The 13,684-nt window shown below is 38.4% G+C and carries 8 protein-coding genes and 1 pseudogene; 6 read left to right on the top strand and 3 right to left on the bottom strand.

Features of this window, described 5'->3' with window-relative positions:
* Positions 1–209 precede the first annotated feature (209 nt).
* Together dpiB and dpiA are read left to right on the top strand one after the other, a co-directional pair.
* Complete coding sequence (dpiB, locus tag ACIPUA_RS06540; RefSeq protein WP_048606926.1) at positions 210–1,838, top strand: sensor histidine kinase DpiB; 1,629 nt, start codon at positions 210–212, stop codon at positions 1,836–1,838.
* 1 nt (position 1,839) lies between these two features.
* Positions 1,840–2,520, top strand: a complete 681-nt coding sequence (gene dpiA / locus ACIPUA_RS06535; protein WP_042844177.1) for a two-component response regulator DpiA — start codon at positions 1,840–1,842, stop codon at positions 2,518–2,520.
* A gap of 240 nt (positions 2,521–2,760) precedes the next feature.
* Here the strand turns inward: dpiA and ACIPUA_RS06530 are convergent, their stop codons facing one another.
* On the bottom strand, positions 2,761–3,789 hold the full coding sequence (locus tag ACIPUA_RS06530; protein WP_210831978.1) for an SEL1-like repeat protein: 1,029 nt from the start codon (positions 3,787–3,789) through the stop codon (positions 2,761–2,763).
* A gap of 927 nt (positions 3,790–4,716) precedes the next feature.
* Here ACIPUA_RS06530 and dtpA point away from each other — a divergent pair.
* Positions 4,717–6,189, top strand: a complete 1,473-nt coding sequence (gene dtpA / locus ACIPUA_RS06525) for a dipeptide/tripeptide permease DtpA (protein WP_042844175.1) — start codon at positions 4,717–4,719, stop codon at positions 6,187–6,189.
* Between the two features lie 47 nt (positions 6,190–6,236).
* Here the strand turns inward: dtpA and glpX are convergent, their stop codons facing one another.
* Entirely contained in the window at positions 6,237–7,214 is a 978-nt protein-coding gene (gene glpX, locus ACIPUA_RS06520; RefSeq protein ID WP_197679472.1) for a class II fructose-bisphosphatase, read from the bottom strand.
* 148 nt (positions 7,215–7,362) lie between these two features.
* Positions 7,363–8,286, bottom strand: a complete 924-nt coding sequence (locus ACIPUA_RS06515) for an AEC family transporter (protein WP_042844172.1) — start codon at positions 8,284–8,286, stop codon at positions 7,363–7,365.
* A gap of 607 nt (positions 8,287–8,893) precedes the next feature.
* Between ACIPUA_RS06515 and ACIPUA_RS06510 the strand changes: the two genes are divergently transcribed.
* The 3 genes and pseudogenes from ACIPUA_RS06510 to ACIPUA_RS06500 all read left to right on the top strand — a co-directional run.
* Entirely contained in the window at positions 8,894–11,770 is a 2,877-nt protein-coding gene (locus ACIPUA_RS06510; protein WP_198861305.1) for a DUF2339 domain-containing protein, read from the top strand.
* Positions 11,767–13,233 carry a DUF3999 family protein gene (locus ACIPUA_RS06505; protein WP_449059452.1) on the top strand — a complete coding sequence of 489 codons (1,467 nt, stop codon included), beginning with the start codon at positions 11,767–11,769 and terminating at the stop codon, positions 13,231–13,233. Before ACIPUA_RS06510 ends, ACIPUA_RS06505 begins: the two co-directional genes overlap by 4 nt.
* A 51-nt stretch (positions 13,234–13,284) precedes the next feature.
* Positions 13,285–13,684 (top strand): annotated as a pseudogene (locus tag ACIPUA_RS06500) (transposase); the annotation flags it as partial.

Raw genomic sequence — 13,684 nt, 5'->3', positions numbered from 1 at the left:
TGACCTATTTCATGTTTCTTAAATGAGTTTGTATTTGTTTAATGGTTTTAAAGTTTTTAATTATTGGATATGTTTTTTATTGCTTGGTTTTTATGTGTTTAATTATTAATATGTGTATTATACCTTTGGCTTTAACCTGAGTTATCCGTTATATTGTTATCTTTGTATTTAACAAATTTTTTACTTTTCATAGTGTAACGAGATTTAACATGAAAAAAGAATATGCATTCTCCTCACTGAAAAAAGTAAGCTCGATTTCGTTTTCAGTACGAGTATTCTTTCTTCTATTACTTGTCTCTGTCTTTTTGACGTTTGGGTTGGGTAAATATTTTACAGATACTGCGGAAAGCCGGTTGATTGCGAATATTAGGTCTCTAGCGATGAGCCAAGCGAAGCTAATCGCTTCAATTGAAGGGGTGGTGCAATCTGTAAAAAATAAAGATATCCCAAGACTGAAAATTATTGCAGATAAACTCAATCAAGATTCGAATTATGATTATGTGGTGATTGGTGATGAAAACTCGATTCGCCTATATCACCCAAACAGCCAGAAAATTGGCTACAAAATGCAATGGAACAAACCAGGTGCATTGGAGCGGGGCGAAAGTTACTTCATCAATGGTGAAGGTTCGATGGGAAATGCGGTACGAGCAAAAACTCCCATTTTTGATGAGCAGGGTAAAGTTATCGGGGTGGTTTCTATTGGTTATTTAACCAATAAAATTGACACCTCCCGCAGTGAACTATTTGTACAAACTGGCGCTACGTTTCTCGGTATATTGATTATTTTATTGTTTTTATCTTGGGCATTCTCACGCCTAATACAGAAACAAATGTTAGGCATGGAGCCAGAGGAAATTACACAATTAGTGTTAGTACAAAAAGGGATATTTGATGCCGTTTTTGAAGGGGTCATCGCTGTTAATACCCAAGGGCAGATTATCAATATCAATTCGAATGCTAGAAAAATGCTCATGTTGAGTGAGCCATTAGGGCAACTAACGGGTATGCGCGTTTCAGAAAGAATATCGCCCGCTGATTTTTTTATGACCGATATTGCGACAACTCGGCATGATGTGATTTGTGAATTTAATGGGCTAAATGTGATTGCAAATCGAGTAGCTATTCGTGATAGTGAGCAACTTGTGGGGGCTGTAATCAGCTTTCGTAGTCAAAATGATATTGAATCCTTAAATTCTCAGTTAACACAAGTGCGTCAGTATGTTGAAAATTTACGCACACTACGCCATGAACACCTTAATTGGATGTCAACATTAAGTGGTTTATTGCAGATGAAAGAGTATGACCAAGCTTTGGCTCTAATTAAAGGTGAATCAGAGTCCCAACAACAATTGATTGATACGTTACGCAGGCAATTTTTTGATAAGCAAGTTGCTGGCTTATTATTTGGTAAGTATCATCGAGCCAAAGAGCTAGGGTTACAATTAAAGTTTACGGCGGGTAGCCAACTACGCGACTTACCTGATTCATTAAACAGTACTGAATTTTGTGCTGTCTTGGGTAATTTATTGGATAATGCTTTTGAAGCAAGTTTGAAAAGCAACCAAGGGAATAAGCAGGTCGAGTTATACCTTTCTGATGAAGGAAAGGAAATAGTTATTGAAGTTGTGGATCAAGGTTGTGGTTTCCCCGAAGAGCTTCAAAATAAATGGTTTGAACGTGGAGTGACAACCAAGACAGATGCAACAGATGGCCATGGTATTGGGCTCTATTTAGTTGCATCTTATGTTAAGCGCTGTAATGGCGCGGTGATTATTGAAGAAAATCAACCGCATGGTACAGTATTCTCAATTTTTATTCCGAAAGTGAAGATATAAAATGATTAAGATAAAAATCCTCATTGTGGAAGATGAGTTACTTCTGGCAGAAATGCATGGCGAGTATATAAAAACGTACCCTGCATGTGACAAAGTGTGGCTTGCGGGGAACCTAGCTGAAGCTAGGAAAATGATTGAATATATGAAACCCGATCTAATTTTATTAGATAACTATTTACCTGATGGTAAAGGTATTGATTTGGTTCATGAATTAATACAAGAAAGAAACAACGCAGATATTGTTTTCACAACCGCAGCAAGCGACATGGAAACGGTCTCTGAAGCAATTCGCTTAGGGGTTTTTGACTACTTAGTGAAACCTATCGCTTATGAGCGTTTAGGGCAAACATTAGATAGGTATATTCAACGTAAATCTGTTCTGCAAGCGAATAGTAAAACTAACCAAAGTAAAATTGATGATATGTTTAATACTTATGCGCGTGGTGAATCGAAAGAAGAGCTACCGACGGGGATTGACATCATTACATTAGAAAAAATTTTAGCGCTATTTGCTGATTCAGAAGCAGAATATACAGCTGAAAGTATCGCTGAAACAATAAAATTGAGCCGCACAACAGCAAGGCGTTATTTGGAATATTGTTTGGCAAAAAATAAAATTGAGGCTGAAATTGAATACGGGAAAGTGGGGCGACCACAGCGAGTCTACCGTAGAAAAATGTGAATGTTTATATTAATCTGCGCATATCGATAAAAGTTCTGCATGGGGTATATATTCAATGCAGAACTTCTTGTATATAGCACCACTTTGGCTCAATGGGTAACGATAACGTCATGATATAAAAGGGAGTTAAATGGGGGGCATGTAGATTAAATTGCATTATGAGAGTAAAGCGAAATGCCTATAAAAACGTTTGTTCGCCCCATCCAATTATCGCTGCACATAAATTGCATCCTCATTAAGTTATTTGCGCTGGTTTTCCAAAATTAATACTTTTTTTGCAGCTCGTTCATCACCTTTAGCGGCGGCAAGCTTATACCAACGTAGCGCTTTTTTATCATCGGCTTCAACCCCCATGCCATACTGGTAGCATGCCCCAGCTGCATATTGGGCATCAGCACTATTTTGCTGCGCCGCTTTGATAAACCAGTGACAGGCTTTAGTCTGGTCAGTTTTAATCCCATCACCGCGAGCATAGATAAGCGCAATATTAAATTGTGCGGAAACCTCACCTTGCTCGGCCGCCAAAGTTAGCCATTTTATTGCCGCTTGGGGATCTTTTTCGGTGCCTTGTCCGGTTAGGTACAGCATACCTAAACTATTTTGAGCAGGGGAAAAGCCTTGCTCCGCTGCGCGAGTAAAATATTGGAAAGCTTGTGGGTAATTGACTTTGTCATACATACCTGTTGCGGATTGATAGCCAAGCAAGTAGAGGGCTTGTGGATGGTTTTTCTCAGCAAGTTCAAGGTATATTTTTTGTGCTTTCTGCGGGTCTTTAGTTACTGCTTTACCTTCTTCATACCAGTAAGCAAGGGTTAACATAGCCGTTGGAAATTGCTGTTCGGCCGCTTTTTTTAACCATTTTTCTGCTTCTGCTGGGTTTTTCTCAAGAGCCTTATCGATACCATATAAGGTGTATTCTGCCATATTCATCTGGCCAATAGGGTCGCCGTTTTCAGCGGCTATCTTCATCCAGTGCAGCATTTGTTTTTCATCTTTTGGGATGCCAGTACCTTGTTGGTACATGAGCGCAAGGTTAATTTGCGCTTTTGTAAACCCCTGTTGGGCTGATAAGAGGTACCAATTTATTGCATTTTCAAATTGCTTATTGGATTGATAAAACATGGCCAAATTGAATTGGGCTTCGGCTTGCCCTTCATTTGCTAACCCTAATAATGTTTTTTCATCTAGAGGGGTTGGCGTAGGCTCAGCAAAAGCTAAGTGTGCAAAGAGGCTGCCGATGATAATTAAAGGAAGAAGTTTTTTTTTCACAAGGCGACCTCAATGTTGGTTTTGTCACAGTTTAGCGGGTAACTTATTTGGTTTTGTTCAGACCTGCAAGGGTTAAAGCAAATTGTACATTATGATTATCAAATCAAATGGTTAAATATTGCTAAAAAGTGAAAAAATAAAAAAAGAGAAAAAATATGAACTTTTTCTGAAATTAGCATGTCTTACTAGTATCTATATACTGTTTGCTTGCGTAAACATTCATATATTTACCCTCATCATTCATTTCTTTACACGAAGTAATGTAATAATGCACCTACGTAGTGATAGTTTGATTTAGTAAAAAGATCCTTGAGTAGAATGCATTGTGCCCAGTTTGTTACTGGGCTTTTTTTTGTCAAAATTTTACGTATTTTCCCCACTCATTAAACCCTCGAACCATTTTCTTGCACTCAATATATTCTTGGTTTTTATTTATTTGAATTATGCTTTTCGTTCATATCACTAATGTTAATAATCGGTGGTGCGATAGTTTCATGGTAGAATAATATTCTTAACATTAAGTATACAAGTGATTAAATAGTGGGCGTTGATAGTTTCGCTATTTTGTTAAAAATTGAAGTAAATCACGATAAGATTTTATCCATGCAGTAATTAATACTAGCTAATTCTTTAATTTTGGTGCATAAATAGCGTATATGGCTTAATTGATTATTGCGTTCTTGGCGGGTTATCTACCAGTCAACGTTGAATAAATAATCAAATGTGCTTTAACTCATTGAATTTATGCTTGAGATCCAGAAACAAGTTTGCACACAGTTTTGTTTGTTTTGAGATCAAGGAATGATGCTCCTCCTACCAAAAGTGAATCTTTCCGACGTTGAATTCTTGGGGTAATAACAATGCGAGAGCGCATAGAGCGTTCCGTGGTTTTTTTTGCATATCTACAGGTTGTACTAGAGGTAACTTGTGTCCACAACAAATAACAAAGAGGAAGTCAGTCTTAACGCGTTTAAGCAACCTCGCTCATTCTATCTCATCTTTTCCATCGAACTCTGGGAACGTTTTGGTTACTACGGTTTACAAGGTATTCTACCTATATATCTTAGCCAAGTTCTTGGTATGTCAGAAACTGAATCCATCACTTTATTCTCTGCATTTGCGGCATTAGTTTACGGCTTTGTTGCAATTGGTGGTTGGTTAGGCGATAAAATACTTGGTACAAAACGGGTTATTGTTCTTGGAACATTAACGTTGATTGCGGGGTATGCGTTTGTTGCCTTCTCAGGGCATGATGTCTCAATGGTGTATGTAGGTTTAGCGACTATTGCCGTTGGTAACGGCCTCTTTAAAGCGAACCCTTCATCACTGTTATCAACCTGTTATGATAAAGATGACCCGCGGTTAGATGGTGCATTTACCATGTACTATATGTCCGTGAATATTGGTTCATTCTTTTCTATGCTTGCAACACCGTGGTTAGCAAAACACTATGGTTGGGATGTTGCATTCTCACTCAGTGTTGTTGGCCTTATTATTACGCTGATTAACTTCTATATGTGTAAGAAGTGGGTTTCCCAACATGGGTCAAAACCTGACTTTGCTCCGGTCATTATTTCACGGTTAGTTGCAACAGTCGCGGGTGTTATTGCCTTGATTGCAATTTCGACTTGGTTATTGCATAACCTAGGGGTAGCGCGTACAGCATTAGCGGTTATTTCTTTAGGTATTTTGGTTATCTTTATTAAAGAAACGCTAGCTCTTCAGGGGATTGCACGTCGGCGCATGGTGGTGGCTCTGATCTTGATGCTCGAAGCAATTGTCTTTTTTGTTTTGTATAGCCAAATGCCAACCTCACTCAACTTCTTTGCATTACATAACGTAGAGCATGAAGTGTTTGGTTTTTCTATCGAACCTGCACAGTATCAAGCACTAAACCCATTATGGATTATGATTGGTAGCCCAATATTAGCCGCAATTTATAATAAAATGGGTGATAACTTACCCATGCCGCATAAATTCGCGATTGGTATGGTGTTATGCTCTGCGGCATTCTTAGTACTACCGCTTGGCGCCAAATTTGCAAACGAAGCGGGGATTGTTTCTGTTGAATGGTTGATTATCTGTTATGGTTTTCAAAGCATTGGTGAACTGATGATCTCTGGTCTTGGGCTGGCAATGGTAGCTCAGTTAGTTCCACAGCGTTTAATGGGCTTTATTATGGGCGCGTGGTTCTTAACTAACTCAGCGGCTGCATTTATTGCGGGTTATGTCGCTTCTATGGCAGCAGCGCCAGAAGGGGAGCTGACCAGTAAGCTTGAGTCATTAGCGGTGTACAGTGATGTATTCTTGAAGATTGGTTTAGTGACAGGGGCTATTGCGATAGTCATGGTGTTAACTGCACCATTGTTAAATCGTATGACGCTGGAACGCGCAGAATAATGATTCAAAAAAGGGCCGAAAGGCCCTTTTTTAATATCATGGAAAGGCTAATTAAATAAGCGGTTATTAATGATTTTTAATGAGCGGTCACGGCCGTTAACTAAAAGGGTATTTGAAAAACGGCTATAAGCATCTGTTGAAATTCCGCCCATTAACACTGTTGGCGTAATTGCCGTTGCGGCAAAAATCACATCATCTGTATTTACCATTTGCTCTAATGATAAAATTTCCCCAATCTCAATGCCCATTTGCTGGCATCGAATGGCTTCTTGAGCGGCGAGTAGTTTATTTTCTTCGCTATCCCCCTTTGCTTTGTCACGAGGGACCAATCTTGCTTGCATATCACCGCCTAATGCACGAGCGATGGCCGCACTGATAATGCCTTCAGGTGCGCCACCAGTGCCATACATCATATCAATTGAATGCTCGGGTAGTATTGCCAGCAATGATGCCAATACATCACCATCAGGAATGGTAATCACGTTAGCACCAAAATTACGAATAGTTTTGATGATATGCTGATGGCGTGGTTTATCTAATACTGCGATTGATAAGTTTGAAATGGGTTTATTCAATGCAGCGGAAAGGAATTCTAAATTTTTTTCGAGGGGATTAGCGAGATGAACAGCCCCTTTTGCAGCGGCACCAACGACGAGTTTTTCCATGTACATGTCTGGTGCTTGGAGTAATGAACCTGTTGGAGCAGCAGCCAGTACGGCTATGGCATTGTGTTCATTACACGCAACCATACGAGTGCCATCAATGGGGTCAACCGCAATATCGAGCCCTTGGGCGCCTGATTTTTTACCTACTTGCTCGCCGATATAAAGCATCGGAGCATCATCAATTTCACCTTCACCAATCACAATTTTACCATGAAAATCAATTTCATTAAGACGATTTCTCATGGCTTCTACAGCGGCTTTATCGGCTGCATTTTTATCTTGTTTACCAACCCAATCGAAGGCAGCAACAGCGGCAACTTCGGTGACGGAAGCAATAGCAACAGCTAACTCATCACTAATTTTCATTTTTATAAATATCCCAGGTGCATAAAAGAAAAGTACTTAGGGATATGATACGTTTTTTGTGATCTATCTGGCAAATAATTGGTGATTAAATCAACGGGGAAAAGTTGAGGGGCGGCGGGTGAATATAAACCCGCCGCTCAATTTAAAGCATTTCAACAATAGCGATTCCACCGATAATGGAGATTAAAGCGGCAAGTGTACTTAATAACACGGTGCCTGCGGAGGTTTCAGTATAAGCTTGATTACTGATTGCTAAGGCGGGAACCGCAGTGGCGGTGGGTAATACGCCAATGATAAAGGCGGCTTTTAGGAGGTCATCTTGTAAACCTACTGCAAGACCTGTTGCCAAAATCAACGCGGCTTGAACAAAATTTTTAATAAAAACGTTAAATATAATTTCTTTACTAATAGTTAACTTAATACCGGATAGCAATAAACCAAGGAAAAATAAAGCAACACCACCTGCCGTTTTACCAAGCTCATTGACTGAATTCTGTAAGATTTCAGGTAACTTAACACCAAAAATAGCGAGCAAGGCGCCTAAAATAGGAAGGAATACTAAAGGTTGGGCAATAGCTTTACCGATTGATTTAATCACGCTATGCCCTTGTTGCGAGCCACTGATCATCAGCAAAGTAAATGGAATAATAATCACCGTATAAATAAGGTTTCCTAGCACCATAGCAATTAAACCTGATGAACCGACAGTAGCTAGTAAGACTGGTGGTCCACAATAAGCCATATCCGGAAAAGAAACAGATAGCGCTTGCATTGCTGCATCTTTTTTATTGTGTCGGAAGATAAACTTACCGAAAATGAAACCAATAATGTATGTAGCGATTAAACCGACGGCCAATGCTAACAAATAATCAATATTTAAGAGTACTGAGGGTGGTGCTTGTGCGGCGGCTAAAAATAATGCAAATGGTAAGGCTATTTTGACAACAAAGTCAGCGAATGCTTGTGAATATTCTCTTTTAATAAAACCGTATTTACCTGATAACCAACCAACAGCTAACCCTAAAACGATAGGACCAAGGGCGGCTAGAATAATGTGGAGTAGCATTATATTTTCCTTAAACTATTCGTCAGATTTTGATGTGTCAATAATTAGTTATGAGCCTGTTCATACTAAAGCGGTATCGAATATCTCTCATATTACTGTGGTTTAAATAAACTCATTTCACGTTGGAAGTGGTAGATATTTAACCTCTATCAATAGATAAACTTATAATTGATGGAAATCATAATTGATAAAATAATAAATAACTACCATCGTTTAAAGATGGTGTTTTTCTGTATGAATATTTGAAGCATGGAAGCATGATATAAATATCATAATTAGACTAATTTTGTTATTTAGAGCAACTCTAATTATAATTAGAGGAACTAAAAATAAATAGGTAAGTGTTAATTTAATATGTCAAATCATCATTAAATGATGATTAAGGATTTTCTTAGTTACTAAAACTTTCAATGGGGGTATTAGTAACTGAGATTGAAAGGGTAGGAAGCGTATTTTTTCAACTAAATACGTAGTATAAGGGTTATTTTGTAACAGTTTATTACATTGAGTTGGCAAGATAATCAATGCTATCTACACTAGCGGTAATCACAAAACCCTATTCTAGCTGTATTTTAGATTGTGAAATTTATTTTGAGGAAACCTATTTGTGGATACTTGGATACTAGTAGGAGTCGTATTAGTATGTTTGCTTGTGTTAGCACCAATATTGGCTATCATAGCAATCAGCCGAACGGGCCGTATGCAGTACCAAATTTCTGAATTAAACCAGAAAGTTTTCTCTCTAGAAACTCGTTTAGGCCAATATCAGCAATCGAATGTTACGCCTTCGAAAAATGTTGCCAGTTCGTCTGATGACCAACAAGGCATTTTTGGGGTAACAGATGAGCTAGAACAGGCAGTTACAAACGTACCAATCCAATCTAGTCCAGTAAGTGAGCCTGAACCATCATTTAAACCCTTATCCGGCGATACTGCATATCAGCAATCTGAAAAAGCAGCTGATTCTACAAACCAAACCATTCCAGTGCCGGCATATACGCAATCAGCAATTGTAGGCTCTCAAGCACGTAGCGGGGTGGACCCAAATCGGTTTAATAAAGCGACTAAACCAAATCGTTTTAATGATCAGGAAGTAGATACATCTACTCAGGGTCAATTTAATCAAAAAACGACGGGAAATAATGAGTCTATATTTGGGCATTTCTTTAGTTGGTTACTAAAAGGGAACCCAGTTGCCAAAATAGGGATACTATTATTATTCCTAGGGGTCGCGTATTTATTAAATTACAGTGTGCAAAATGAGATTATTTCCCCCCAAATACGCTTAATTTTTAGCGCGGTAGGTTGTTTAGTTTTATTAGGAATTGGCTGGCGATTACGTAATAAGAAACCATTATTTGGGCTTATCCTTCAAGGTGGAGGGGTAGGCTGTTTATATATCACCATTTTTGCTGCCTTTAAGTTATATACCATGTTGCCTTATAGCATGGCATTTGTGTTTATGTTGTTGATTTGTGCAGCGAGTATTGCCTTAGCATTATTACAACGTACGATTAGCTTGGCTATTCTTGCTTCTCTTGGTGGTTATTTGGCTCCTGTTTTACTTTCGACGGGAGGGGGTAGCCATGTAATTTTGTTTTCTTATTACCTAATGTTGTCGATTGGGATTTTAATTATTAGTGTATGGCAAGCTTGGCGCCCTCTGAATTTAGTTGGTATGGTGATGACCTATGGTGTCGCTATTTTATGGGGTTTGAGCAATTACCAATCTGATTATTACATCTCCTGTCAATTATTTATCATTGCTAATTTAGTAGTATTTAATGCGTTAACACAATTATTTTCACTCCGCTTTGAGCACGACAAGCAATTAATTGTTGATAATACATTGTTGTTTGTACCGCCATTAATCAGTATTGCCCTTCAATTCTTTATTGCGGATGATGTAGGTTTATTGCCTGCATTTATTTCTCTGTTAATTGGTTTATTGTACTTGGTTGCTGGGTTGCAGGTACATAAGCGCTATAAAGAGGTCGGTAAGAATATGGCTTTAGCAAATATTCTTATTGGTGCAGGTTTTGTAACACTGGCTATCCCATTGGCATTGACACTTGAATGGACATCAATTGTTTGGTCATTAGAAGGGTTATTACTACTCTGGCTTGGTTTACAACAGGGGCAGAAAAAAATGGCTACGGTTGGTTCATTATTAATTGTAATCAGTGCGATTACGTTACTAATGGACTACCCTTACGTATATTGGAGCCGAAGCAGTACTTATATGGTGCCATTATTATTGGTAGCTTGTTTTGGTGCTGGTGGGTTATTTCATATTCGCCGCAAAGAAAACAGTAACTTTGCCCTATTTAGTTATGGTTTTTTATTTTTAGGTTTGCTTACATGGCTCTGCTGGTTACCACTATTTACTGATATTTTATCGTGGAGTCGGGAGTCTGAAGGCTTTATAATATTAGTGTTAGTGGTGATCTCCGTCTGGTTATGGCGTCTATATGCTATTCGAATTAACTGGATACCTTTGTTATTTTGCCAATCAATTTTATGGGTTGCTGGTTACTATTACCTTGGTTTAGATTTCTTATATGATAAAAACCCAATGGGGCGCGGGGAAAACTCATTAATATGGGCGGTGATACTCGGTAGCTCAATTTTGTTTGTTATTCATGCGTATAAACTTCGTAATCAATGGATGCAATGGACCCTCCATGGCGCTAACTTGTGGTTAATCCTTGTATTTATTTTGACCCAAGTAAATTGGTTTGTCTCTATTTTACCTTGGGGTATGCATGAGATGGGCTATTTTATTTATGTGATGGCGATAACCTTAACTATCTTAGCCCTGTATTGGTTACAGCAAAATAAAATGCCACCAATGAAACGTAATGGGTTAATGTATTGGTATTGGATGCTTCCTGTTGCTATCGGGTTAATTATATTATCTGCTTACGCTAATTTAGAAGATGGCAAATTAACATTCTGGAATTATATTCCATTAATTAATCCATTAGATGAGGCGGGCTTATTCAGTATTGCTGCCCTTATTCTGATGCAAAAAGGTTTTGTGCAAAAAATACGTAAGGCTACAGAGGTAGATTATTGGATAATCCGAGGTTTATTGGTCTCAATTATTCTATTATCAGCATTTTGGTTTAACGGTATTTTAATTCGCGCAGTAGCTGATTTTGCTGGGCTAAGTTGGAATTATGCGGTGCTTTATGATTCTCGTTTGATTCAAACTGTTTTATCCATTAGCTGGGCGCTTGCTGCATTGCTTTGCATTGTTATTGCAGCGATGAAAAAAAGTCGTATCTGGTGGTTTATGGGGGCCAGTATTTTCGCATGTGTTATCGCTAAATTATTCTTAGTGGATATTCATGGACAAGGGGGGATATCTCGCGCTATCTCCTTTATCGGTGTTGCATTATTGATATTAATTGTTGGGTACTTTTCACCATTACCGCCAAAGGATATAAAAGAGAAAGTCGAACAGGAGACGCAATCATGAGACAAATAAAAAGTAAAAGGCTAGGAGGGCTATTTGCTGTCTTCTTGTTGTCATCATTGTTTTCTAGCTACCTTAATGCTGGAACACCGAAAGAAAATACGCCTTATAGTTTTTACCAAGGGATGGAAATTGATATTCCAGATACATCAGAGCCATTTTATTGGTTAGAAGTTCCTACAAGTGCTTATATAAATTCAGCATATCCAAATACATTGCAAGATGTTCGGGTATTTAATGGTACGGGGGATGAAATACCTTCTGTACTTTTTTATGATGCTGAAAAGTCTATTTCTAGCAATAAAGTCTCATTTGCTCCTCAGCGCTTAGTGACTCAACTGGATAATGTAAATTCTCGTGAGGACATCCGTAGAGAAAAGCAGCATCTGCTTGTTGAGACGGTACCAGGTAAAGTCGATCGTATTGAATTACCAAATATACAACTAAAAGATAATGCTGCTTATCATGCTTATTTATTAACGCGAGATCAAAGCCAAGCCCAAAATACGCCAGTTCAAAAATTAACATTGGAGTGGGCAAAAACGGAGGAAGAGTGGCAAGGAAAAGTCTTTGTTTTTGCAAGTGATGATAAAGAAAAATGGTTAAATATCGCAACTAATCAACCTATCATGAATTTGAAATTAAATTCAGAAACAATTGCGAGTAATAATATTGAGTTGTTAAATGGCAATTCTAAAGCGCTAAGCGCGCCATATCTAATGGCCGTTATTGTCAGTGCGCCAGATGTAACGCTACCTGAGTTAGTGAAGGTCAAGGCGCTATCTAACACACTGAACTCAACTCGCCGACAAGAAATATTCAATTTTGAAATGACAAATGATGGGGTTTCAAAAGACCATATTATATATCAATTACCCACGACCCAACCATTAGGTGAATTGCAAATTCATTTACAGCAATCAAATCGAGTTATTCCATTAAAGGTTGAATATTCATCAGATAAAGGGGATGTTTGGAAACCATTAGCTAATCTTGTTGCTTATAACCAAACAATAGATGGGGAACTAGTCAGTAATCCAAGCATCAATCTTTATGGGGAAATGGTTAATAAAGTTAGAGTATCTGCACTTAAAGGTAGTTGGGAAGATCAGCCGCCGCGGCTTATCGGTAAGCGTGATGGGTATAATCTTATCGTTAATTTACAAGGCGCTGCACCTTACTTGCTAGTGTGGGGGAATAAGCAAGCAGAGTTTGATAAATTAACATATAACCAACTAGTTGGGCAGGCTTATAGTGTTGACGAGTTAATGTCGCATTATCCCCAGTTATATCCTAATAATGAAGTGATTGAGCTCGGTGGTGCTGAAAGGTTAACCGTAGCCAAACAAGTCGATGATACCTCTAATTGGATAACAGTTTCGTTATGGGTCTTATTATTTTTAGGGATACTCGCGTTATTGTACTTCTGCTGGTACCTTTTAAAAGAAGTTGTCCACTTCCCCTAAAATAAGACAGCTATAATTAGATTTTCTGCCCTAAAATTTGCAGAGGTCATGATGAAAAAAGCTCGTTTTACTGAAACTCAAATCGTTAATATTTTAAAACTCGCTGATTCTGGTATGAAAGTGGAAGATATTTGCCGCCAAAATGGGATCAGCAACGCCACTTATTATAATTGGAAATCAAAGTATGGTGGCATGGAAGCGAATGATGTTAAACGATTAAAAGAGCTTGAAGATGAAAATGCGAAACTGAAAAAGCTCTTTGCGGAAGTTAGCCTTGAAAACCACGCGATGAAGGAGCTTTTCGCAAAAAAGGGTTGGTAGTGGCTGAAAAGAGATCCTGTGCTCAATCATTAAAAGAGGCAGGCTTATCAGTCATTAAGGCTTGTAAGCTAACGTCGTTGTCACGAGCCACGTTTTACCATCAGCAAATAGATTGGCGTAAAAAAGACCA

It is taken from the genome of Providencia sp. AGC89 (assembly GCF_053543535.1).
Note: the sequence above shows the minus strand (reverse complement) of the source record. Positions and strands in the feature narration are given on the sequence as shown.

Coding starts and splice junctions, on each gene's coding strand:
- dpiA (WP_042844177.1), top strand. CDS start 1,840: ATGATTAAGATAAAAATCCTCATTGTGGAAGATGAGTTACTTCTGGCA.
- dpiB (WP_048606926.1), top strand. CDS start 210: ATGAAAAAAGAATATGCATTCTCCTCACTGAAAAAAGTAAGCTCGATT.
- ACIPUA_RS06505 (WP_449059452.1), top strand. CDS start 11,767: ATGAGACAAATAAAAAGTAAAAGGCTAGGAGGGCTATTTGCTGTCTTC.
- ACIPUA_RS06515 (WP_042844172.1), bottom strand. CDS start 8,286: ATGCTACTCCACATTATTCTAGCCGCCCTTGGTCCTATCGTTTTAGGG.